Genomic DNA, 20,322 nt, shown 5'->3' with positions numbered 1-20,322 from the left:
ATGAAAAAATTCCGGCTGTATTTTGAGGAACATAACAGAGGTCCATTAACGCAGCTCTGGCTTCAGTTTCAACGTCAGCATGCAGCAGTATTTGGCCTGGTATTGTTTTCATTTTTTTTGTTACTGACCTTATTTGCGCTCATACTGACCCCTCATGACCCTTATCAGCAAAACTCGGACTTGTTGCTGTTGGCCCCCTCCTGGAGTCCGGAAGGCCTGGTGCAGTATCCTTTTGGAACTGATGATTTAGGCCGGGATCTGATGTCCAGACTGATGAAAGGAGCAACTTACACTTTTGGCATCGCACTGATAACTGTGATTGGATCTTTACTGATGGGACTGGCTTTGGGCGCAACAGCCGGAATGAGCAAAGGTGTCAAATCCAGTATTTTTAATCATGTATTGGATTTGGCCCTGACTATCCCCTCTCTGCTACTGGCCATTATCATAGTGGCAGTGTTAGGCCCTGGGCTGTGGAATACCACCTGGGCCATTATGCTCGCGCTATTGCCACAATTTGTGCATGGTATTCGCAACGCCATACAAGATACCTTAAGGCAAGACTACGTCGCAGCTTATCGACTTGATGGTGCATCAAACTGGCAAGTATTGCGTTACGCTGTTTTGCCCAATATCTGGGAACACATTACCGTTATGGCCACTATGGCTTTATCGACCGCTATTCTGGATATTGCCGCCTTGGGTTTCCTTGGTCTTGGCGCTCAAGCTCCGACGTCAGAATGGGGCGCCATGATCGCTGATGCGCTCGATCTCATTTATCTGGCGCCTTGGGCTATCGCTTTGCCAGGAATTTTAGTTTTTGCTTCAGTGTTGTCAGTGAATTTGGTCGGCGATGGCTTACGAACTGCGATGACAAAGCGGCGGGACAACTGATGATTTTGCTTGATATAAAAAACATGACGATTGAGCTGGAAACCCCAGAAGGTTTAATTCGTGCCGTAGACAAGGTAAACCTGACGATCCGGGAAGGTGAAATTCGTGGTTTAGTGGGCGAATCAGGTTCAGGTAAAAGTTTAATCGCCAAAGCCATAGTAGGTGTACTGAATAAAAGATGGCATATCACAGCCGACAGATTCAGCTGGGCTGGGCAGGATTTGTTGCGCCTGTCGTATGACCAGCAGCGCAAAATTATTGGCCGCGATATTGCCATGATTTATCAGGAACCTAGCAGGAGCATGGACCCTACAGCCCCAATTCTTGACCAGTTGCTGGAGGCTATACCGGATTCTGAGTTGGTTGGGAGCTGGTGGAGCCGCCCCTTTGAACGCCGCAAAAAAGCTATCGCCTTATTGCACAAGGTGGGGATCAGAGATCATAAAGCTATTCTAAACTCATACCCTTATCAGTTACCTGAGGGAGTCTGCCAGAAAATAATGATCGCCATGGCCATTGCGAAAAAGCCGAAGCTGCTGATAGCAGATGAACCCACTACAGCGCTGGAAAGTACTACACAGGCACAGTTATTTCGTTTGCTGGCCAGCTTTAACCAGCTCAAAGGTATGTCGATTTTACTAATCAGTCATGAGCTTGAAACTGTAGCCCGTAATACTCAAACCTTGAGTGTATTGTATTGTGGCCAATTGGTTGAAGCAGGTGAAACCGCGGCTATTTTAAAGTCTCCTTTTCATCCTTATACAGACGCACTGATCAAAAGCGTGCCTGAATTCCAGCCACAACTTGCCAGTAAACAACCTTTGTATGCTTTGCATGGCAGTATTCCAACCTTACAGCATTTACCTATAGGGTGCCGTCTTGGTCCACGTTGCCCCAATGCCCGCAAAGAATGTGTAAAAACACCAGTGCTGGAACGTCTCCAGAATCACTATTACAGTTGCCATTTTCCTTTGCAGGGTAAAAAGATATGACAATTCCTTTACTTGAAATCCGGCAACTGTATAAAAGCTACCAGAAAGCTCAGGGCATTTTTCGACGTCAAACCATTCAGGCACTGTCAAATGTTAGCTTTAGTTTACATACAGGTCAGACCTTGGCTATAGTCGGAGAAACAGGCTCAGGTAAAAGTACCCTGGCTAAATTGCTGGTCGGTATAGAAACACCTGACAGTGGTGAAATATTGCTGGAAGGCAAGGCAGTATCCATCAGCGACCATAAAAAGTATAACCACGTCATTCGCTACATTTTTCAGGACCCTGCCCGCTCTTTGAATCCGCATCAGCGGATAGGGCAAATGTTGGATGACGTACTGCGTTTCAGCACAGCACTAAACGAAAGTCAGCGCGAACAGAAGATCCACCAAACCCTAGCTCAGCTGGGATTAATGGAAGAACACGCCGCTTACTACCCCCATATGTTCTCTGGTGGCCAATTGCAACGTGTAGCCCTTGCCAGAGCTCTGATTATGGATCCTAAGCTGCTGATACTGGATGAAGCCTTAACAGCGCTTGATCCGTCTTTAAGAGCTCAGATTGTTAATCTCCTGCTTGAACTCCAGCAAAGCACAGGTTTGTCTTATTTATTGATCACCAATCATCTGCGTCTGGTACGACATATTAGCGACACTATCCTGGTGTTACATCAAGGGAAATCTTTGGATTACGGCTCTACCACTGAGGTGTTTGATAACCCTCAACACGACTACAGCAGGAAACTGATCAGCAGTGCTCAAAGCTAAAGATAACCATAACGAAATCAGCAAAAAAAACCAACCCGAAGGTTGGTTTTTTTTGCTGGTAAAGCTTCAACTTATTCGTCTGCTGCAGCTTCAGGTAATGAGCGGGTGATGTCTGCTTTCGCTTTTAATGCGGCAAGCAAAGCGCCAAAACTACTTTGCGCTTTTTGATCTGCAAACTGCTGCAACTGCTCAAGCTGAGGTTTATCAGTCACGTCAGATTCGGTCACCTTGGTCACCGCAACTAAGGCCGCATCACCGCTTGCTAGATTTAATACAGCCACAGTAGCAGGTTGAGCATCTGTAGGTTTAGCAAGTTCAAACGCCTTAGTGCGAATATCAGAGTCGATATCACCACCAAAACGAGGAACAGCAACCTTAGTTTCAAGATTTAACTGCGCAGTTGCAGCTACGTCAGAAAAGGACTTCCCTGCGGTCACTTCAGCGAATAGAGATTCAGCCTTAGCGCGAGCTAACTCAGAGCTCTTTGTTGCAACAACTGCGGCCTGCACCTGTAGCTTCACTTCGTCAAGCGTCTTAGTGGTCTCAGGCTGATGTGTATTGATACGGACTACGATGACGTCTTGTGGTGCTACTTCGATGACATCACTGTTTACGCCAGCACTAATAAAATCATCTGAAAACAGCGTCTCCAAAACTTTGGGGGCAGTTAGTTCAACAGGGGCAGTGGCCCGGCTAAAAGCTGGAACAGAAACCACTTTAGAACCAACAGCTTCAGCAGCTTCTTGCAAACTATCCGCAATTTCGAAGCTTTTTTCACCCAAAAGTTGTTGTAGGTCGATGAACTTCTCAGCTGCTTTATCACTCTTTACTGTAGCTAGTATTTGCTCCTTTACATCAGTAAAAGACTTCACAGTGCCAGGTTGAACTTCAGTCAGCTTGATAATATGGTAACCAAACTCAGTCTTTACGACGGGGCTGATATCGCCGGCTTTAGCCAAGGCATAGGCCGCTTTTTCAAATGCAGCATCCATCACACCTTGTTCGATAAAGTCTAAATCCCCACCTTTTTCAGCTGAAAAAGTATCAGCCGATTCTTTCATCGCCAGCTCAGCAAAATCTGCGCCTTGCTGTAATTGCTCTGCTAAAGCTTGAGCTTTTGCTTCTACCTCAGCATTATCTTCAACAGACTCTAACAGTATGTGTGAGACTCGACGACGCTCTTCTGTTTGGTAACGAACCAGATTTGCCTCGTAATAAGCTAATAAATCTGCATCCGTGACTTGGATATCTGTCGCTATGTCCGCTGCATTAAGACGCACGTAATCTACTGAGACAGTCTCTGGCGACACAAACTGGTTGGCATTAATCTGATAATAGTCCTGCAGCAATTGGTCATTTATTTCTACCGCTGACGCAAAGTCTTCTGCTTTTAATACTGCGAACTGAATATCGCGACTTTGCTGTTGCAGCTTAGACAACAATTGCATTTCTGACACAGTCGCAAATTCCGAACCTGCCAAACCTACCACCAACTGGTTGGCCGACATCTGCGCACGCAGATAATCACGGAACTGGTTTGGCTCGTATCCATTCTGGCGCAGTAAAGCTATATAACGGTCGTTGTTAAAAACACCTTCGACCTGAAACTCTGGCAGGCTACGGATAGTATCCCGTAACACGTCATCACTGACCATTAAGTCCAGCTCTGCAACCAATTGACGTTGTAACTGTTCGTCAATTAGTTTTTCCAACACTGAATTGCGGAAATTGCTCATATAGTTGCGGTCAGCAGACAGCATGCCGAACATTTCACCAAACTGCTGCTGCATTCTGGCTCTCTCATTCTGGTATGCGGTGTCAAACTGCACCTTGGTAATTTCATCACCGTTGACTGTGGCTACAGGCAGCTCACTGCTGTTGCCTAGATAACTGCCAACCCCGGCTAAAGCAAAAGTCAGGATCACAAAGCCAAGAATGACCTTGGCGATCATACCCTGCGAACCTTCTCTGATCTTTTCTAACATTGTATCTACGTCTCTTTTGGCAACTTTTGGTTGTCTTAAAAAAAAAGCGCATCTTAACAGATACGCCTTTTTCATAAAAGCTGTGGCAGCGTCAGGCTGAATGCGTTGTGCTTTTCTCTGCCAGTATCACTACTGAATTTGACAGAACCACCAGCTTCATAAGCCCGGCGACATGAGCCGAGCGTTCAGCTTAGTTTACGCTATCTTTCAGCGCTTTACCTGGCTTGAACGAAGGAATTTTCGCAGAAGCGATTTGGATAGTTTCACCCGTTTGCGGGTTGCGACCTGAACGTGCAGCGCGCTCGCGAACTGCGAATGTACCAAAACCAACTAAGGCTACTGAATCGCCTTCTTTAAGAGCCTCAGTAACAGCGTCGATGAACGCGTCCAGAGAACGACCAGCTGCCGCTTTAGAAATATCTGCGCCAGCAGCGATTTTGTCGATAAGTTGAGACTTGTTCACAATATCATCCCCTTCAATTGTTATTATTTTCAACAACTACAGTAAATTTGTTTTGTCGTAGTGGCGCGTTCCTTATATCAAGCCTGATATAGTCTTGCAAGCACAAAACGACGCCCTACAAAAATTTCTGTTAGGCCACAACCCTTGCTGCGCAAGGGCTGCGTCGAAACTGCCCATAACTTAACACAGCCAGAGTAATTGAAAAGCCCCTAGGCTGGATTTTTTTGGATTTTTTTGCTTTTTGCTGGAATTTTTTCCACTTCAAGCACCGACATACCGGTTGGCGGCTCTTGCAGAGCCAGTTCCAGCACTTCGTCAATCCATTTCACCGCACGAATTTCAATATCACCTTTGACATTATCCGGGATATCTTTTAAGTCCCGCACATTGTCATGTGGGATTAAAACCCTCTTAATACCACCTCGATGCGCTGCCAGCAGCTTCTCTTTGAGGCCGCCTATAGGCAACACTTCGCCACGTAGCGTGATTTCACCTGTCATGGCCACATCAGAACGAACCGGATTGCCTGTTAAGCTGGATACCAGAGCTGTTACCATAGCTATACCAGCACTTGGACCGTCTTTTGGAGTTGCACCTTCTGGCACGTGCACGTGAATATCACGTTTTTCATAGAAGTCTTCGTTAATACGCAGTTTCTCCGCACGGCTTCGCACTACTGTCATGGCGGCCTGAATCGACTCTTTCATCACATCGCCCAAAGAGCCTGTGTACGTCAGTTTGCCTTTCCCAACCACTGCAGCGGCTTCAATCGTTAGTAAATCACCACCGACAGAAGTCCAGGCTAAGCCTGTCACCTGACCAATACGGTTGCTGTCTTCCGCTTTGCCGTAGTCATGACGTTGTACACCTAAGAAATCTTCCAGATTGTCCTGATTGATCACTACTTTTTTCAGGTTTTTATCCAGCAGAATGTTTTTCACTGCTTTGCGGCATAACTTGGAGATTTCACGCTCTAAGTTACGCACACCGGCTTCGCGGGTGTAATAACGGATAATGCCTACAATAGCGCTGTCTTCAATCTCAATTTCATGAGGTTTTAAGCCATTACGTTCAATCTGCTTGTTGATCAGATGCTGCTTGGAAATATTCAGCTTCTCATCTTCGGTATAACCCGCTAAACGAATCACTTCCATCCGGTCCAATAAAGCAGCCGGAATATTTAAACTATTCGATGTAGCGAAAAACATCACGTCGGATAAGTCGTAATCTACTTCCAGATAGTGATCACTGAATGAAGTGTTTTGCTCAGGATCTAACACCTCAAGCAGAGCAGCTGCTGGATCACCACGGAAATCCGACGCCATTTTGTCAATTTCATCCAGCAAGAATAAAGGATTACGCACCCCTACTTTTGCCATTTTCTGGATGATTTTTCCTGGCATTGAGCCGATGTAAGTCCGTCTGTGACCGCGAATTTCCGCTTCGTCACGCACACCACCTAAGGCCATTCGCACATATTTACGCCCTGTTGCTTTGGCAACAGACTGACCTAGTGAAGTTTTACCTACACCCGGAGGTCCGACTAAACATAAAATCGGGCCTTTTAATTTGTTGACGCGCTGCTGCACTGCCAGATATTCCAGAATGCGTTCTTTGACTTTATCCAAACCATAATGATCCGAGTCCAGAATACGTTCTGCGCCAGCCAGGTCTTTTTTCACCTTGCTACGTTTTTTCCAGGGCACATTGGTCAGCCAGTCGATGTAGCTACGCACCACAGTGGCTTCAGCTGACATAGGTGACATCATTTTTAACTTTTGCAGTTCAGCCGTCGCTTTAGTGCGCGCTTCTTCCGGCATCTGAGCCAATTCGATTTTTTTCGATAAAGCCTCAAACTCATCTGGTGTATCTTCCAGCTCGCCCAGTTCACGCTGAATGGCTTTCATTTGCTCATTCAGGTAGTACTCGCGCTGGCTTTTTTCCATTTGCTTTTTAACACGGCTGCGGATACGACGTTCGACCTGCAGAATGTCGATTTCGCTTTCCATCATCGCCATCAGAAACTCTAAGCGTTCCGTCACATCGATGATCTCTAACACCTTTTGCTTGTCGTCCACTTTAAGCGGCATATGAGCTGCCATAGTATCTGCTAAGCGGGCCGCGTCTTCTATACCTGAAAGCGCTGTCAGTACTTCCGGAGGGATCTTTTTATTCAGTTTGATATAGCCTTCAAACTGGTTGATGGCGGAACGTAAAATCACTTCCTGCTCACGGCTGTCCATTTCTGGTGTTGGGATCAAATCCACATAAGCCGCAAAAGTATCATGAGTGTCGGTAAACTCCACTAATTGAGCACGTTTCCCCCCTTCGACCAGCACTTTTACAGTGCCATCCGGAAGTTTGAGTAATTGCAAAATAGTGGCGACAGTACCCACCTGATACAAATCAGAATCTTTAGGGTCATCCAGCGTGGCGTCTTTTTGCGCAACTAAAAAGATTTGTTTCTCTTTTTCCATCGCTGCATCCAGGCATTTGATGGATTTAGCCCGGCCAACGAACAGCGGGATCACCATATGCGGATAAACGACCACGTCTCTTAATGCCAATACAGGCATATGCAAACGATCAGTCTTTGCTACTGTCATGAAATCTCTCTCGAATTATTTACTGCAGGTGACATGATTCAACAGTATATGGGGGCTGTTTATGTCACTTCAATGAATTAGCGCAGTAAAAATGGGGTCAGCGTAAAATTAAATCGCAGACTTAATTTTGCTCTGACCCCAATTTACTTACTGTGAAGCCGCAGCTTCTACAGTCTCATAGATTAGTATGGGTTGAGACTCTCCGCGGATCACCGTCTCGTCAATAACAACCTTGCTGACATGTTCCATAGAGGGTAAATCGTACATAGTATCCAACAATACGTTCTCAACGATAGAACGCAAGCCACGAGCACCGGTTTTACGTTCCATGGCTTTTTGCGCTATAGCTTTGAGCGCATCTTCACGGAACTCCAGCTCCACATTTTCCATCTGGAATAATGCACCAAACTGTTTGACCAGAGCATTTTTAGGTTCACTTAATATTTGCATTAATGCAGCTAAATCCAGCTCAGTTAAAGTCGCAACCACAGGCAGGCGACCAATAAACTCTGGGATTAAACCATATTTAACTAAATCTTCTGGTTCCACATCTTTAAAGCTTTCGGTCAGAGTACGGCTTTGTGACGTAGCTCGCACTTGTGCGCCAAAACCTATACCTGAACCTTTAGCGCAACGCTGTTCTATCACTTTATCTAAACCTGCAAAAGCACCGCCACAGATAAACAGGATCTTCGAGGTGTCGACCTGCAAAAATTCTTGCTGTGGATGCTTACGGCCGCCCTGAGGCGGAACTGAAGCTACTGTGCCTTCAATCAGTTTCAGCAGTGCTTGTTGTACACCTTCACCCGATACGTCACGGGTAATAGATGGATTGTCAGACTTGCGTGAAATTTTGTCGATTTCATCAATATAGACAATGCCACGCTGGGCTTTTTCTACATCGTAATCACATTTCTGCAGTAACTTTTGGATGATGTTTTCAACGTCTTCACCGACATAACCTGCTTCGGTTAAGGTGGTGGCATCGGCCATGGTAAATGGCACATCCAATAAACGGGCTAAGGTTTCAGCCAATAATGTTTTACCACTACCTGTAGGGCCAATCAGCAGAATGTTACTTTTGCTTAATTCAACGTCCTGCTTATGCTGCACGCTGCGTAAACGTTTGTAGTGGTTGTAGACCGCTACCGCCAGAACTTTTTTCGCATGCTCCTGACCTATGACATAGTCATCAAGGTGAGCACGGATCTCTTTTGGCACCGGCAATTTGTTGCTGTCGCGTTTTGGCGAAATATCTTTGATTTCTTCGCGAATGATATCGTTGCACAAATCGACACATTCATCACAGATATAAACCTGTGGGCCTGCAATCAGTTTACGCACTTCGTGTTGTGATTTGCCGCAAAAAGAGCAATACAACAGTTTGCTGCTTTTCTCGCCATCAGAGCGATGATCAGACATGTAACTTCCTCTTCCACTACATAGGGGTGGCTGGCTTAGCGCCTTTCACCACCCCTGAATTAAACTTACTTCGCATCCCTTTGAGTTAATATGGCATCGATTAGGCCATATTCCAAGGCTTGCTGTGCACTTAAGAAGTTATCACGCTCTGTGTCTTTACAAACCTGTTCATAAGTTTTGCCACAGTGCTCTGCCATCAAGCGGTTTAATTTTTCTTTAATATAAAGAATTTCACGGGCATGAATTTCAAAATCAGTCGCCTGGCCCTGGAAACCACCTAAAGGTTGGTGAATCATTACACGAGCGTTAGGTAAGCAATAACGCTTGCCTTTAGTACCACCAGATAATAAAAATGCACCCATGCTGCAGGCCTGACCTATACAGACTGTAGCAATATTTGGCTTGATATATTGCATAGTGTCGTAGATAGATAAACCCGCAGTGACAGAGCCACCTGGTGAATTGATATAGATATAAATATCTTTTTCCGGATTCTCAGATTCTAAAAACAACAGCTGAGCAACGATCAAATTGGCCATATGGTCTTCGACCTGACCTGTTAAAAAAATCACCCGTTCTTTTAATAAACGTGAATAAATATCAAAAGAGCGCTCACCCTTAGCAGTTTGTTCAATAACGATAGGAACTAAGGCATTCACTAACTCATTCATTCTCGGCTCAAATGCCATAATGCGATTTCCTTCATTGAAAAGAGGGGCTGTAATTAGAGCCTGAGTAATTAAGGTTACAGCGCAGCGAAAAGATCTGGGTTCCCTTGAGCAAAGAAATTCTGTGCACCGGGGAAGAATAGTCGATCAACAATGCTGAAGCATTAAGTACGGCGGCTACAAATAAAAATGGCCCGAACTATGATGTTCGAGCCATTAAAACTGCCTGACAAACAGATGTCAAATCTTAGTTTGCAGCTTGTGGATTCATGATCTCATCAAACTTGGCTTTTTCTTCTGTGACTTTGGCTTTTGCCAGAACTAAGTCAATGGCTTGTTCTTCTAAAGCAACGTTACGCATGCCTTGCAACAGCTCTTTGTTGCTGTTGTAGTACTGGACCACTTCTTGTGGATCTTCGTACGCAGAAGCTACAGTTTCAATCAGAGACTGAACTCGTGCATCTTCAACCTGCAAGTTGTTTGTTTTGATCACTTCACCTAATAACAGACCGACTTTGACGCGATCTTTGGCTTGTTCAGTGAACAGCGCAGCTGGTAATTCTGGTAACTGTTTTGGATCCAGATTATTGCCGAAGCGCTGTAAGGCCTGACGACGTAACACGTCAATTTCGCTTTCGATCAGAGCTTGTGGCACTTCAACTTCGTGAGTCGCTAACAAACCTTTGATCACTTGTTCTTTCACACGGCCTTTGATGCTGTTGTTCAGCTCACGCTCCATGTTCTTTTTCACTTCAACTTTTAATGCATCAACAGTGGCTTCAGCCAGACCGAACAGCTTAGCGAACTCGTCGTTTACTTCTGGTAACTGTTGAGCTTCAACTGCTTTTACAGTCACAGCAAAGCTAGCTGCTTTGCCTTTTAAGTTTTCTGCGTGGTATTCAGCTGGGAAGGTCACATCAACTGTCACTTCTTCACCCGCTTTCTTGCCGATGATACCGTCTTCAAAACCAGGGATCATACGACCCTGACCCAGTTCTAAAGTAAAGTCAGAGGCTTTACCGCCTTCAAACTCTTCACCCTCGATAGAACCAACGAAATCGATGATCACGCGGTCACCTGAAGCTGCAGCAGCCTCAGTTTTTGCCCATGTTGCATGTTGCTTGCGCAAGGTGCCTAACATAGTTTCTAAATCATCTGCTGTGATTTCAACAACAGGCTTAGTGACTTCGATTTTGTCCAGAGCGTTCAGTTGAACTTCTGGGTAAACTTCGAAAGTTGCTGCGAATTCTAAATCTTTGCCTTCAGCCAGTTGACCAGGAGCAAAGGTAGGAGCGCCAGCAGGAGTTAATTTGTTTGCGATGATGGCCTGATAAAAATGGTTTTGCATCTGACGTGAAGCCACGTCTTGTAATACAGACAAACCAAACATTTTTTTGATCATTGCAACAGGCGCTTTACCTGGACGGAAACCGTCAACACGGCGATTTTTCGCGATGTTTCTTAATTCTTTGTCAACTTCAGTGCTGATTGCAGCAGCTGGAACAGTAATGGTCAAACGGCGTTCTAAACCCTGTGTGGTTTCAACAGAAACTTGCATCTTGTTACCTCAAAATCAAATCGGGCGTCTGACTACGCCATCTCTTCGCTTGTCCGGCTTCTGCATTTGGACGCATTACCCAGACCTGTTATATAGGACGCGGCATTATAGCGAGGGTTTTTCGCCGAGTCGAGCTTTTGATGAAACATCAGGTTTGGCGCGGCTTGGCGGCCGAATTTAACTTTATTTTTTTGTATAGGCTCTGGTTATTCAGTCAAAAAAACAGTGGTGGGTAAAAATTATTTTTCAGCACATTTTTGGTCTTTTACTCTCGCATTTCAACCCGCTTCTGTGTACCAATAGGCAATGAAAACAAAAATATCAGGATTTTTTATGTCCGATTTCAGCCTTTGGCCTTTGCTTGGTATCGCAGTGGTGATGCTAGGATTTTTACTGAAATTTAACCCTGTGCTGGTGGTGACAGTGGCGGCTTTTGCTACTGGCATGGCAGTGAAAATGCCAATTTTGACCTGGCTGGAATCACTGGGCACAGCTTTTATCAAAACCCGTAACTTACCGCTTATTTTATTATTGCCCTTAGCCGTTATTGGTCTTTTGGAGCGCCATGGCCTGCGCGAAAAAGCCCAAGCCTGGATCCTGAACATCAAAGCTGCGACTACAGGGCGTTTGTTGCTGGTCTACCTGGCATTGAGGGAGAGCACAGCAGCTGCGGGCCTGACCAGTTTAGGTGGCCACCCACAAGTGGTGCGGCCTTTACTTGCGCCTATGGCTGAAGCGGCTTTTGAGAAAAAACACTTAACCTTGCCGGATAAAATCAAATTCAAAATCCGCGCTATGTCGGCCGCGACTGACAATATAGGGCTGTTTTTTGGTGAAGATATTTTTGTCGCTTTTGGTGCCATTATTTTAATGCATACCTTTTTGCGTGAATCCGGTATTGAGACCGACCCTCTGCATATAGCGCTTTGGGGTATTCCAACAGCCATTGCTGCTTTTCTGATTCATGGTAGCCGTTTACTCAGGTTTGACGCTTATCTGGCACGCCAGCTTAAAGATGAACTGAAGCAAGCCCCTCGACAGGAGCAGCGCCATGATTAGTATGAGCTTGCTGTATTATGTCGCTGCTTTGCTATTTTTTGCTGTGGCCTTTTTTAGCGCCAAAGATAAAAGATACAGCAGCGCTTTGTTCTGGTTCAGTTATGGCCTGATTTTCCTACTGGGTGATTTTATGCCGTCCGCTCTGGTCGGCGCTTTGGTCGTGCTGATGGCTTTAGTGGCTGGTTTTGGTGGTGTCAAAGGTGGCACCTATCAAACCTTGGCACTACAACAGCGACTGGATTCGGTGAAACGCCTTAGCAATAAGTTGTTTATCCCGGCTTTGATGATCCCACTGCTCACGGTGTTTTCTGTATTGATTCTGGTGCATGTTAAAGGCGATGGCTGGTCTTTACTGGACCAAAATAATGCCACTTTATCGGCTTTAGGTTTAGCGGCCTTTTTAGCCATACTGGCGGCTTTGTATCTGACTAGGGAAAAACCTCAACAAGCATTTAAAGAATCCTCACGTTTAATTGAAGCCATAGGCTGGGCCTTTTTATTACCCCAGTTGCTGGCCACTTTAGGTTTGCTGTTTAATCAGGCTGGTGTGGGTGAAACAGTGTCAGAACTGACCAGCTTGTATTTGAATTTAAACCATCCTTTGCTGGCTGTGGCTTGTTATGCCATAGGCATGGCCTTATTTACTATTATTATGGGCAACGCTTTTGCTGCATTTCCTGTGATTACCGCTGGTATAGGCATTCCGTTATTGGTGCTGCAGCATGGCGGCGATCCGGCCATTATGGCAGCTATAGGTATGTTTTGTGGCTACTGTGGCACCTTGCTTACCCCTATGGCGGCGAACTTTAATATAGTGCCGGCTGCACTTCTGGAGCTGCCAGATAAAAACGCTGTCATTAAAGCTCAGGCTCCAACAGCCCTGGTGCTGCTTGGTGTCAATATAGTGCTGATGTATCTGTTAATGTTTTAAAAGCTGGAGCACAAATGCAAACTATTTTGCTAACAGGTTTTGAGCCTTTTGGTGGCGAACAAAACAATCCGTCCTGGCTGGCCGTACAGCAGCTGGATGGTTACCAACTGGACGATGAAGTGCAGGTTGTCAGCAGACAACTTTCTTGTGTATTCGAAAAAAGCCAACAGGAACTTAAAGCCGCTATTGCTGAATTAAAACCTGTGTTGGTGTTGGCTCTGGGTCAGGCCGGTGGTCGTACTGAACTTTGTTTTGAAAAAGTTGCTATCAACTTTATCGATGCCCGTATCGCTGATAATGCAGGACTGCAACCTGTAGACAAAGCTGTAGTAACTGAGGGCCCTGCTGCCTATTTTACGACCTTGCCAGTCAAAGCTATGGTCAACAGCCTGAAGCAACAAGGCATACCAGCAACAGTGTCTTACACTGCTGGTACTTATGTTTGTAATACTGTGTTTTACGCGTTGATGCACCAGTTGAAAGACAAAGCCAAAGTAAAGGCTGGTTTTTTACATATTCCTTATGCACCGGAACAAGCTATCGGCAAAGCTGTGGCTTCAATGTCTGTAGACATGGTGGTGCAGGCCTTAAAAATCTGTTTGCCAGTGGCGCTTTTAACCACTGAAGATTTACAAATAGCGGCGGGCACACTCGACTAGATTTCAGCCTAAAGCTTGTCATAAAGCGCTCGCATGATTAAAATTACGGCGCTTTTTCTTCTTTGGCCAGTTGGGACGACCTGACTGAGCATCTATATTCTGGGGACGACCCCAACTGCAAAAAGATGGAAACAGTTTATGAACTGGTTGCTGCTTATTGGGGCTGGCTTATTGGAAGTAGGTTGGGCCGTGGGTTTGAAATACACTGAAGGTTTTACCAAGTTCTGGCCGTCGGTCTGGACTATTGGCGCTATGCTGTTAAGTATTACTATGCTCGGACTTGCGATGCGGGATTTACCCGTGGGCACAGCTTATGCGGTCTGGACAGGTATAGGAGCAGTCGGCACTGTGATAGTCGGAATTTATTTGTTAGGCGACCCGGCTACTGCCGAACGTTTAATCAGTATTGGCTTGATTTTGTTGGGGATTATAGGCTTAAAACTCAGTAGCTAACCATGGGCAGCTATGGGGGTCAGGCCTTGCATGTTGCTTCGTCGATGCAACATGCAAGGCCTGACCCCACGGATTAAAGCGTAATATGCTGACGTACCCTTTCACCTAAACCTACACCAGCTTCGGACATCGTCAGGTAAGTGTGATCAGCGCCAGCGTCTAAAATCGCTGCAGCCTCATCTTTATGCATACTGTGCGATACGATTAAGCCGCTAAAGCCCGCTTGTCGCAACTTTTTGGTGGCTATCACTTTGGCTTCCACATCATTTAAGCAAAGTACTACAGCTTTAACAGCCTGCAGTTTTAAGCCTTGCCAAAATACCTGATCCTCAGCATCAGCAAAGAGTACGTTATTGCCTTTTTCCTGATGTTCCGCCACTTTCGATGGATCCGAATCCAAAGCAACTAAATGGCATTTGTGCTCCAAGTATTCATAAGCAGCCGAGCCTGTGCGGCCCATGCCCATAATTAGCACTTCGGCATCGCCTAGAGACACTGGCTGTTCATCTGGATGGTGAATGTCGCGCTCGTACGGAATAAGCCGGTTTGCTAGTCGTTCATATAAGGGGTGAGCAAAACGATTTAACGGCGCCGAAACCACAAAAGACAAGGCAACAGTTAACGCCAGCGGAATAAGAAATTGCGGCATTACACTAGCGGCAACAATTAACGCAAACTCACTGTAGTTACTCAGAGCTAAACCGGATAAAAAGGCACTACGGGCTCTTAATCTGAACAACACCAATAAGGCGAAAAACAGCACAGCTTTGAAAGGTAATAACACTGTCATCAAGGCCGCAAATAACCAGGCTTGTTGATCCGGCAAACCGCCTAAACCAATTTTCAGGAAAAAGCCCACCAGGAAAAACTCTTTTAAGCCCCATAGCGTTTTTGAAAGCTCTCCAGCTCTGTTATGTCCAGCGAGCAAAGCGCCAAATACCAAAGCGCCTAATTCGGAACTTAAGCCTACCGCAAGAAAACCCGAACCACCTATAACGACAGCTAGCAATACACCGAATAAAATCTGTAAATCATCATGGCCTGTTAAATCCATCAACTTGTATAACAGGGGCCGCAGCAAAGGCACCAGTAACACGAGTAATGCAAAAGGCGATGGCGTAATTCCTTGCGTGAAACTCAAAAGTCCCATAGCGATTAAATCCTGCATAACCAGGATACCGATAGCAACTCTGCCGTGAAAAGCCCGAATTTCTCGCTTGCCTTCCAGAACTTTAGCAGCAAGTACTGTGCTTGAAAATGCCAAAGCAGCAGCCAGCATCAAGGCATAATACCAGTCAGGCTCAAAGGTTAAATAAATGATGGGGGCATACAGCAGCACTGAGCTGGCAAAATGCGCCAGACTGCCACCCAATACCTCGGGCTTACCTAAACTTCGGATATTGAGTTTTAAACCCACAGTAAAGAGTAATAACAACACACCTAAATGTGCCACATGGGCGATGATGGCATTCCCCTCTTTAGGCAAGTCTAAATCTGTGGCTGTGGCTGTGATCATAAAGCCCGCGGCCAAATACCCAATCAATGGCGGCAGACCAATTAAGCGCACTAACAAACCCAAACTGAAGGCAAAACCTATCCACACTGCTTCTAACATAGCCGTCCTGTCTTCTTTGTTTATCTTTTACCGTCTTCTAGTTCAGAATCCGGGCTTTCGTTTACATCCTTTGCAGTTTTACGGGAGATCCAGTCTTTTGTCGTTCTGTGTACTCCTCGACGCAATGCGCTACTGGCGTTCTCCAGCATATCTACACCTGTTAATACCCCAACTACCACCACAGATAACCAAATTGCAACCTGGTAGTGACCTAAACCTGTTGCAACACCTATGGCGGCAAGCACCCAAATAGTCGCAGCTGAGGTGACCCCCACTACTATGCCTTCACGTGTCAACATTACGCCAGCACCAAGAAACCCTATCCCTGTCACTACCTGACCAATAATACGACTTGGGTCTGTCACCACTTTCCCAATCAGAGGGCTTGTCATGACTCCTGACTGACCTAAAGACAAAGCGACAAATAGGTAAGTCCCCATGGTGATCAATATGGAGGTTCGGATCCCTGCAGGTTTACCTCTTAACTGCCGCTCAAGACCAACAATACTGCCTGCCAACAAAGTCACAGCTAAGGCTTGCCAGGACAAAGGACTGATATCAAACCAGTCAGAAGACAATATCATTGGGAGCCCCCTGATATTAATTTGAGAGCATTACGTGCACGGGCAGCTTTCCATTCAGCTTCAGTCATAGGCACTGTCTCCCCCTGATTGCGGGCTGCGGCTTTACGCTGCTCAATACGTATGGCAATTTGCTGATAATCTTCCGGCGTTTTTTTCCGCCAGTCGACTATTTCGTCCATATGGCGATAACAACCAACACATATTTTTTCTTCATTCAACCTGCAACAGGCTACACATGGAGATTCCACTTCAACTCCGGCTTTTACTCTAACTCAGTTCAGTGTAACCAGTTTTTGATTCAGACCAAAGTTTTCCTCCGCCTGGCGGAGAAGTTATGCTTTTAACCGCAGTTTTTATACCCACGCTTTACGACGCTTTGGCTTTATGGCAGCGTAGGGTCAAACAACACGAGGTCCATTGATGAAAAACTATAACTACAGTCTGATTGCTCTGGCTTTATGCTCTTCTCTGGTCGTAGCTGAAGATAAAAAACCTGACTGGCATGTGGATAAGCCACAAGGCAAATTCACTGATGTCACAATTAATGTAAACCAGGGTACCTGGATGAATGTCAGTGTCAGCCCTGACGGCAAAACTATTGCTTTTGACTTATTAGGAGATATCTATACGATGCCCATCACCGGGGGCGAAGCCAAAGCCTTGACGTCAGATATAGGGTGGCAGATGCAGCCAGTATTCAGCCCTGATGGCAAATACATTGCATTTACCAGCGATCAGGGCGGTGGCGATAATATTTGGCTGATGAAAGCCGACGGTACGGGGCAAAAAGCAGTGACAGAAGAGAGCTTCAGGTTGCTCAATAGCCCAGCCTGGAGTCCGGACGGTGAATTTATTGTTGCCCGCAAGCATTTTACTGCAAGCCGCTCTTTAGGGGCTGGTGAAGTATGGCAATACCATAAATCAGGCGGCGCTGGTGTGATGTTAACCGCCAAAGCCAATGACCAAAAAGATCTGGGTGAACCCGCCTTTTCGCCTGATGGAAAATACATCTATTTTTCGCAAGACGATACGCCAGGCAAAACCTTCCATTACAGTAAAGACTCAGAACAAGGCATTTATGTTATTAAACGTTTTGAGCGTGAGACCGGCAACATTGATCTTCTGCTGCAAGGCGCAGGGGGAGCTATACGCCCTACCCCATCCCCTGATGGCAAATACTTAGCTTATATACGCCGTGTCGATTTTCAAACCAGCTTATTTTTATACAATCTAGAAAGTGGCGAACATACGCAGCTGGATAACCAGCTTGACCGTGATATGCAGGAAACCTGGGCTATTCATGGCGTTTATCCAACCTTAAGCTGGACTCCGGACAACAAAAAGCTGGTGTACTGGGCGGGCGGTAAAATTAATAGTCTGGATGTTAGCAATAAGCTAAAAACCACTATTCCTTTTTCTGTTGAACGCAGCAAAACCATACAAACTGCGGTGAAGTTCCGGCAGGATTTAGACAAAGCTCAGCTAGACGTGAAAGTGCTGGGCAACTTGCAGATGTCTCCTGATGCTAAGAAGGCGGTGTATTCGGCTTTGGGTCATTTGTATATTAAAGACTTAAAATCAGGTTCAGCTAAAAGGCTGACCAGTCAGAACCAGCATTTTGAATTTTATCCTCAATTCTCCCGCGATGGCAGCAAGCTGGTGTATGTCAGTTGGCATGACACAGAACAAGGTCGGGTTAAACTTTTAGATTTAGCTTCAGGGCAAAGTCGTGACCTGACGTCAGAGCCTGGCAAATATGTTGAGCCAACCTTCAGCCCTGATGGACGCACTGTGGTGTACCGTAAAACCGGCGCTGGCTCTTTATTAGACAAAAAGTGGTCTCTTCATACTGGCCTGTACGCGGTAGCCGTCACTGGTGCTGAGCAGCCCAAATTGATCAGCCGCACTGGTTTTGCACCTATGTTCGGCAAAGGCAATACCAGAGTATTTGCACAGGGTTATGGCGAATCACCCACCCTACTGAGTATTGACCTGGCGACAGAGCAGCAACGCACTTTGTATACAGCCAAGTACGGCACAGAATTTAAGCTGTCTCCTGATGGTAAATATTTAGCTTTTGTTGATCGCTTCAAGGTTTATGTAACGCCTTTTACCGAACGTGGCGCAGTCATTGATATCAGCGGCTCAGACAAGCAATTTCCTGTAAAACAACTCTCTGTCAAAGCTGGTACTGATATCAGTTGGACCTCTGACAGCAGTAGCTTGTACTGGCACTTAGGGCCAGAGCTATACCATCACAGCATTACTGGGTTGTTTGATGTGAACAGCAACATCAAAGTGGACGCTAAAAATGGCAGCACTATTGGCTTCAGTGTGCCTATGGATAAACCCAAAGGCCAGATTGCTTTTGTCGGCGGTCAGGTCATCACTATGGAAGGCGATTCAGTGCTACAGGATGCGGTAGTGCTAGTAGAAGGCAACAAAATAAAAGCCGTTGGCAGCAAAACTGAAGTGGAAATCCCAACTGGTGCCGAAGTTATAGATATTAGCGGAAAAACATTATTGCCCGGTTTATTTGATGCTCACGCTCATGGTCCTCAAGGGGTTAACCAACTGATCCCACAGCAAAACTATGCCAACTACGCAAGCTTAGCTTTGGGTGTCACTTCTATTCACGACCCGTCGAATAATACTCAGGAAATATTCACCGCCAGTGAAATGCAAAAAGCCGGTATTACTGTAGGACCACGTATTTTCTCCACCGGAACTATTTTGTATGGCGCTTATGGTGCAGGTTATACCTCGCACATTGATAGCCTGGACGATGCGAAATTCCATCTGGAACGGCTGAAAAAAGTCGGAGCTTTTTCAGTAAAGAGCTACAACCAGCCGCGCCGCGACCAGCGCCAACAGGTGATTGAAGCTGCTCGTGAACTCGAAATGATGGTGGTACCTGAAGGTGGCTCTCTGATGCAGCATAACCTGAGTATGGTGGTAGACGGCCATACCACACTGGAGCACTCTCTGGCTGCGGCAGTACTTTATGATGACGTGAAGCAACTGTGGCAACAAAGCAACACAGCCTATACCCCCACCCTAGTGGTGGCTTACGGCGGTATCTTTGGTGAAAACTACTGGTACGATAAAACTGACGTGTGGAAACATCCTCGTTTAAGCCAGTATGTACCAGCTGATGAACTGCGTCCACGCAGCATGCGCCGGCCTAAAGCACCGGACCATCATTACAACCATATCGCTATTGCCAAAATGGCTAAAGAATTGTCCGATTTGGGAGTAGTCACTAACATTGGCGCCCATGGCCAGCGTGAAAGTTTGGGTGCACACTGGGAGATCTGGATGTTTGCCCAAGGTGGCATGAGCCCGCTTGAAGCCTTAAAAACTGCGACCATTAATCCAGCGAAAACCTTTGGAATGGACCATCAGCTCGGTTCAATAAAAGCAGGAAAGCTGGCGGACCTAATTATTCTGGATGCAGATCCGCTGAAAAATATAATGGACAGCGACAAAGTGAAATATAGCATGGTGAATGGCCGTTTGTATGACGCAGCGTCGATGAACCAAATATACCCAGAAAAAAAACAAAGAGCCCAGTGGTTTTTTAGCTCTCAACCTTGAGCGTTGGCCTCAGTCTCTGACCTTAGCAACAAAACCGGCGTAAGCCGGTTTTTTCTGTTCGGAACAGCG

The 20,322-nt window shown here is 46.0% G+C and carries 17 protein-coding genes; 8 read left to right on the top strand and 9 right to left on the bottom strand.

The window, feature by feature from the left end; translation table 11 throughout:
* Genes EMM73_RS11435 through EMM73_RS11425 form a run of 3 tightly spaced genes read left to right on the top strand, consistent with a single transcriptional unit; the run spans position 1 to position 2,653 of the window.
* Positions 1-894: an ABC transporter permease subunit gene (locus EMM73_RS11435; RefSeq protein ID WP_127686565.1), complete on the top strand. Its 894-nt coding sequence runs from the start codon at positions 1-3 to the stop codon at positions 892-894.
* Positions 894-1,886: a peptide ABC transporter ATP-binding protein gene (locus EMM73_RS11430; RefSeq protein WP_127686564.1), complete on the top strand. Its 993-nt coding sequence runs from the start codon at positions 894-896 to the stop codon at positions 1,884-1,886. The genes EMM73_RS11435 and EMM73_RS11430 overlap by 1 nt, the downstream gene beginning before the upstream one ends.
* The gene (locus tag EMM73_RS11425) at positions 1,883-2,653 is read left to right on the top strand and encodes an ATP-binding cassette domain-containing protein (RefSeq protein WP_127686563.1); all 771 of its coding nucleotides are present in this window, start codon (positions 1,883-1,885) and stop codon (positions 2,651-2,653) included. The genes EMM73_RS11430 and EMM73_RS11425 overlap by 4 nt, the downstream gene beginning before the upstream one ends.
* A gap of 71 nt (positions 2,654-2,724) precedes the next feature.
* Here EMM73_RS11425 and EMM73_RS11420 read toward each other — a convergent pair whose 3' ends face one another.
* The 6 genes from EMM73_RS11420 to tig form a co-directional block, all read right to left on the bottom strand.
* The gene (locus EMM73_RS11420; RefSeq protein WP_127686562.1) at positions 2,725-4,638 is read right to left on the bottom strand and encodes a SurA N-terminal domain-containing protein; all 1,914 of its coding nucleotides are present in this window, start codon (positions 4,636-4,638) and stop codon (positions 2,725-2,727) included.
* 190 nt (positions 4,639-4,828) lie between these two features.
* The gene (gene hupB, locus EMM73_RS11415) at positions 4,829-5,101 is read right to left on the bottom strand and encodes a nucleoid-associated protein HU-beta (protein WP_008898812.1); all 273 of its coding nucleotides are present in this window, start codon (positions 5,099-5,101) and stop codon (positions 4,829-4,831) included.
* Positions 5,102-5,310: 209 nt separating this feature from the next.
* Positions 5,311-7,707: an endopeptidase La gene (gene lon, locus EMM73_RS11410; protein ID WP_127686561.1), complete on the bottom strand. Its 2,397-nt coding sequence runs from the start codon at positions 7,705-7,707 to the stop codon at positions 5,311-5,313.
* Positions 7,708-7,854: 147 nt separating this feature from the next.
* Complete coding sequence (gene clpX / locus EMM73_RS11405) at positions 7,855-9,129, bottom strand: ATP-dependent protease ATP-binding subunit ClpX (RefSeq protein WP_127686560.1); 1,275 nt, start codon at positions 9,127-9,129, stop codon at positions 7,855-7,857.
* Positions 9,130-9,194: 65 nt separating this feature from the next.
* Complete coding sequence (gene clpP / locus EMM73_RS11400; protein WP_315851043.1) at positions 9,195-9,818, bottom strand: ATP-dependent Clp endopeptidase proteolytic subunit ClpP; 624 nt, start codon at positions 9,816-9,818, stop codon at positions 9,195-9,197.
* 226 nt (positions 9,819-10,044) lie between these two features.
* The gene (tig, locus tag EMM73_RS11395) at positions 10,045-11,355 is read right to left on the bottom strand and encodes a trigger factor (RefSeq protein ID WP_127686559.1); all 1,311 of its coding nucleotides are present in this window, start codon (positions 11,353-11,355) and stop codon (positions 10,045-10,047) included.
* Between the two features lie 333 nt (positions 11,356-11,688).
* Here tig and EMM73_RS11390 point away from each other — a divergent pair, with 333 nt between their 5' ends.
* The 4 genes from EMM73_RS11390 to sugE all read left to right on the top strand — a co-directional run bounded on the left by EMM73_RS11390 (position 11,689) and on the right by sugE (position 14,457).
* The gene (locus EMM73_RS11390) at positions 11,689-12,414 is read left to right on the top strand and encodes a DUF969 domain-containing protein (RefSeq protein ID WP_127686558.1); all 726 of its coding nucleotides are present in this window, start codon (positions 11,689-11,691) and stop codon (positions 12,412-12,414) included.
* A complete protein-coding gene (locus EMM73_RS11385; protein WP_127686557.1) occupies positions 12,407-13,345 on the top strand; it encodes a DUF979 domain-containing protein in 939 nt (312 codons plus the stop codon). The genes EMM73_RS11390 and EMM73_RS11385 overlap by 8 nt, the downstream gene beginning before the upstream one ends.
* A 14-nt stretch (positions 13,346-13,359) precedes the next feature.
* A complete protein-coding gene (gene pcp / locus EMM73_RS11380; protein WP_127686556.1) occupies positions 13,360-14,004 on the top strand; it encodes a pyroglutamyl-peptidase I in 645 nt (214 codons plus the stop codon).
* Between the two features lie 138 nt (positions 14,005-14,142).
* Positions 14,143-14,457, top strand: coding sequence for a quaternary ammonium compound efflux SMR transporter SugE (sugE, locus tag EMM73_RS11375; protein ID WP_127686555.1), 315 nt, complete (start codon positions 14,143-14,145; stop codon positions 14,455-14,457).
* Positions 14,458-14,530: 73 nt separating this feature from the next.
* On the opposite strand, the gene EMM73_RS11370 is transcribed toward sugE, so the two are convergent.
* From EMM73_RS11370 to EMM73_RS11360, 3 genes are read right to left on the bottom strand one after another with little or no spacing between them, the layout of a single operon-like run.
* The gene (locus EMM73_RS11370; RefSeq protein WP_127686554.1) at positions 14,531-16,072 is read right to left on the bottom strand and encodes a cation:proton antiporter family protein; all 1,542 of its coding nucleotides are present in this window, start codon (positions 16,070-16,072) and stop codon (positions 14,531-14,533) included.
* 20 nt (positions 16,073-16,092) lie between these two features.
* Positions 16,093-16,656, bottom strand: coding sequence for an MgtC/SapB family protein (locus EMM73_RS11365; RefSeq protein ID WP_127686553.1), 564 nt, complete (start codon positions 16,654-16,656; stop codon positions 16,093-16,095).
* Entirely contained in the window at positions 16,653-16,904 is a 252-nt protein-coding gene (locus tag EMM73_RS11360) for a DUF1289 domain-containing protein (RefSeq protein WP_127686552.1), read from the bottom strand. Before EMM73_RS11360 ends, EMM73_RS11365 begins: the two co-directional genes overlap by 4 nt.
* Positions 16,905-17,076: 172 nt before the next feature.
* On the opposite strand from EMM73_RS11360, the gene EMM73_RS11355 reads away from it, so the two are divergent.
* Positions 17,077-20,253, top strand: coding sequence for an amidohydrolase family protein (locus EMM73_RS11355; protein ID WP_127686551.1), 3,177 nt, complete (start codon positions 17,077-17,079; stop codon positions 20,251-20,253).
* Positions 20,254-20,322: the final 69 nt, after the last annotated feature.

The organism is Rheinheimera sediminis (genome assembly GCF_004005375.1).
Classification (GTDB): Bacteria; Pseudomonadota; Gammaproteobacteria; order Enterobacterales; family Alteromonadaceae; genus Pararheinheimera.
The sequence above is the reverse complement of the archived record's forward strand: the minus strand, read 5'-3'. Positions and strand labels throughout refer to the sequence as shown.

What these genes read in the sequence shown, in the direction of transcription:
- EMM73_RS11390 (WP_127686558.1), top strand. Translation starts at nt 11,689, where the DNA reads ATGTCCGATTTCAGCCTTTGGCCTTTGCTTGGTATCGCAGTGGTGATG.
- pcp (WP_127686556.1), top strand. Translation starts at nt 13,360, where the DNA reads ATGCAAACTATTTTGCTAACAGGTTTTGAGCCTTTTGGTGGCGAACAA.
- lon (WP_127686561.1), bottom strand. Translation starts at nt 7,707, where the DNA reads ATGACAGTAGCAAAGACTGATCGTTTGCATATGCCTGTATTGGCATTA.
- EMM73_RS11365 (WP_127686553.1), bottom strand. Translation starts at nt 16,656, where the DNA reads ATGATATTGTCTTCTGACTGGTTTGATATCAGTCCTTTGTCCTGGCAA.
- EMM73_RS11435 (WP_127686565.1), top strand. Translation starts at nt 1, where the DNA reads ATGAAAAAATTCCGGCTGTATTTTGAGGAACATAACAGAGGTCCATTA.
- EMM73_RS11355 (WP_127686551.1), top strand. Translation starts at nt 17,077, where the DNA reads ATGAAAAACTATAACTACAGTCTGATTGCTCTGGCTTTATGCTCTTCT.
- EMM73_RS11420 (WP_127686562.1), bottom strand. Translation starts at nt 4,638, where the DNA reads ATGTTAGAAAAGATCAGAGAAGGTTCGCAGGGTATGATCGCCAAGGTC.
- tig (WP_127686559.1), bottom strand. Translation starts at nt 11,355, where the DNA reads ATGCAAGTTTCTGTTGAAACCACACAGGGTTTAGAACGCCGTTTGACC.
- EMM73_RS11430 (WP_127686564.1), top strand. Translation starts at nt 894, where the DNA reads ATGATTTTGCTTGATATAAAAAACATGACGATTGAGCTGGAAACCCCA.
- EMM73_RS11425 (WP_127686563.1), top strand. Translation starts at nt 1,883, where the DNA reads ATGACAATTCCTTTACTTGAAATCCGGCAACTGTATAAAAGCTACCAG.
- EMM73_RS11370 (WP_127686554.1), bottom strand. Translation starts at nt 16,072, where the DNA reads ATGTTAGAAGCAGTGTGGATAGGTTTTGCCTTCAGTTTGGGTTTGTTA.
- EMM73_RS11385 (WP_127686557.1), top strand. Translation starts at nt 12,407, where the DNA reads ATGATTAGTATGAGCTTGCTGTATTATGTCGCTGCTTTGCTATTTTTT.
- clpP (WP_315851043.1), bottom strand. Translation starts at nt 9,818, where the DNA reads ATGGCATTTGAGCCGAGAATGAATGAGTTAGTGAATGCCTTAGTTCCT.
- clpX (WP_127686560.1), bottom strand. Translation starts at nt 9,129, where the DNA reads ATGTCTGATCATCGCTCTGATGGCGAGAAAAGCAGCAAACTGTTGTAT.
- sugE (WP_127686555.1), top strand. Translation starts at nt 14,143, where the DNA reads ATGAACTGGTTGCTGCTTATTGGGGCTGGCTTATTGGAAGTAGGTTGG.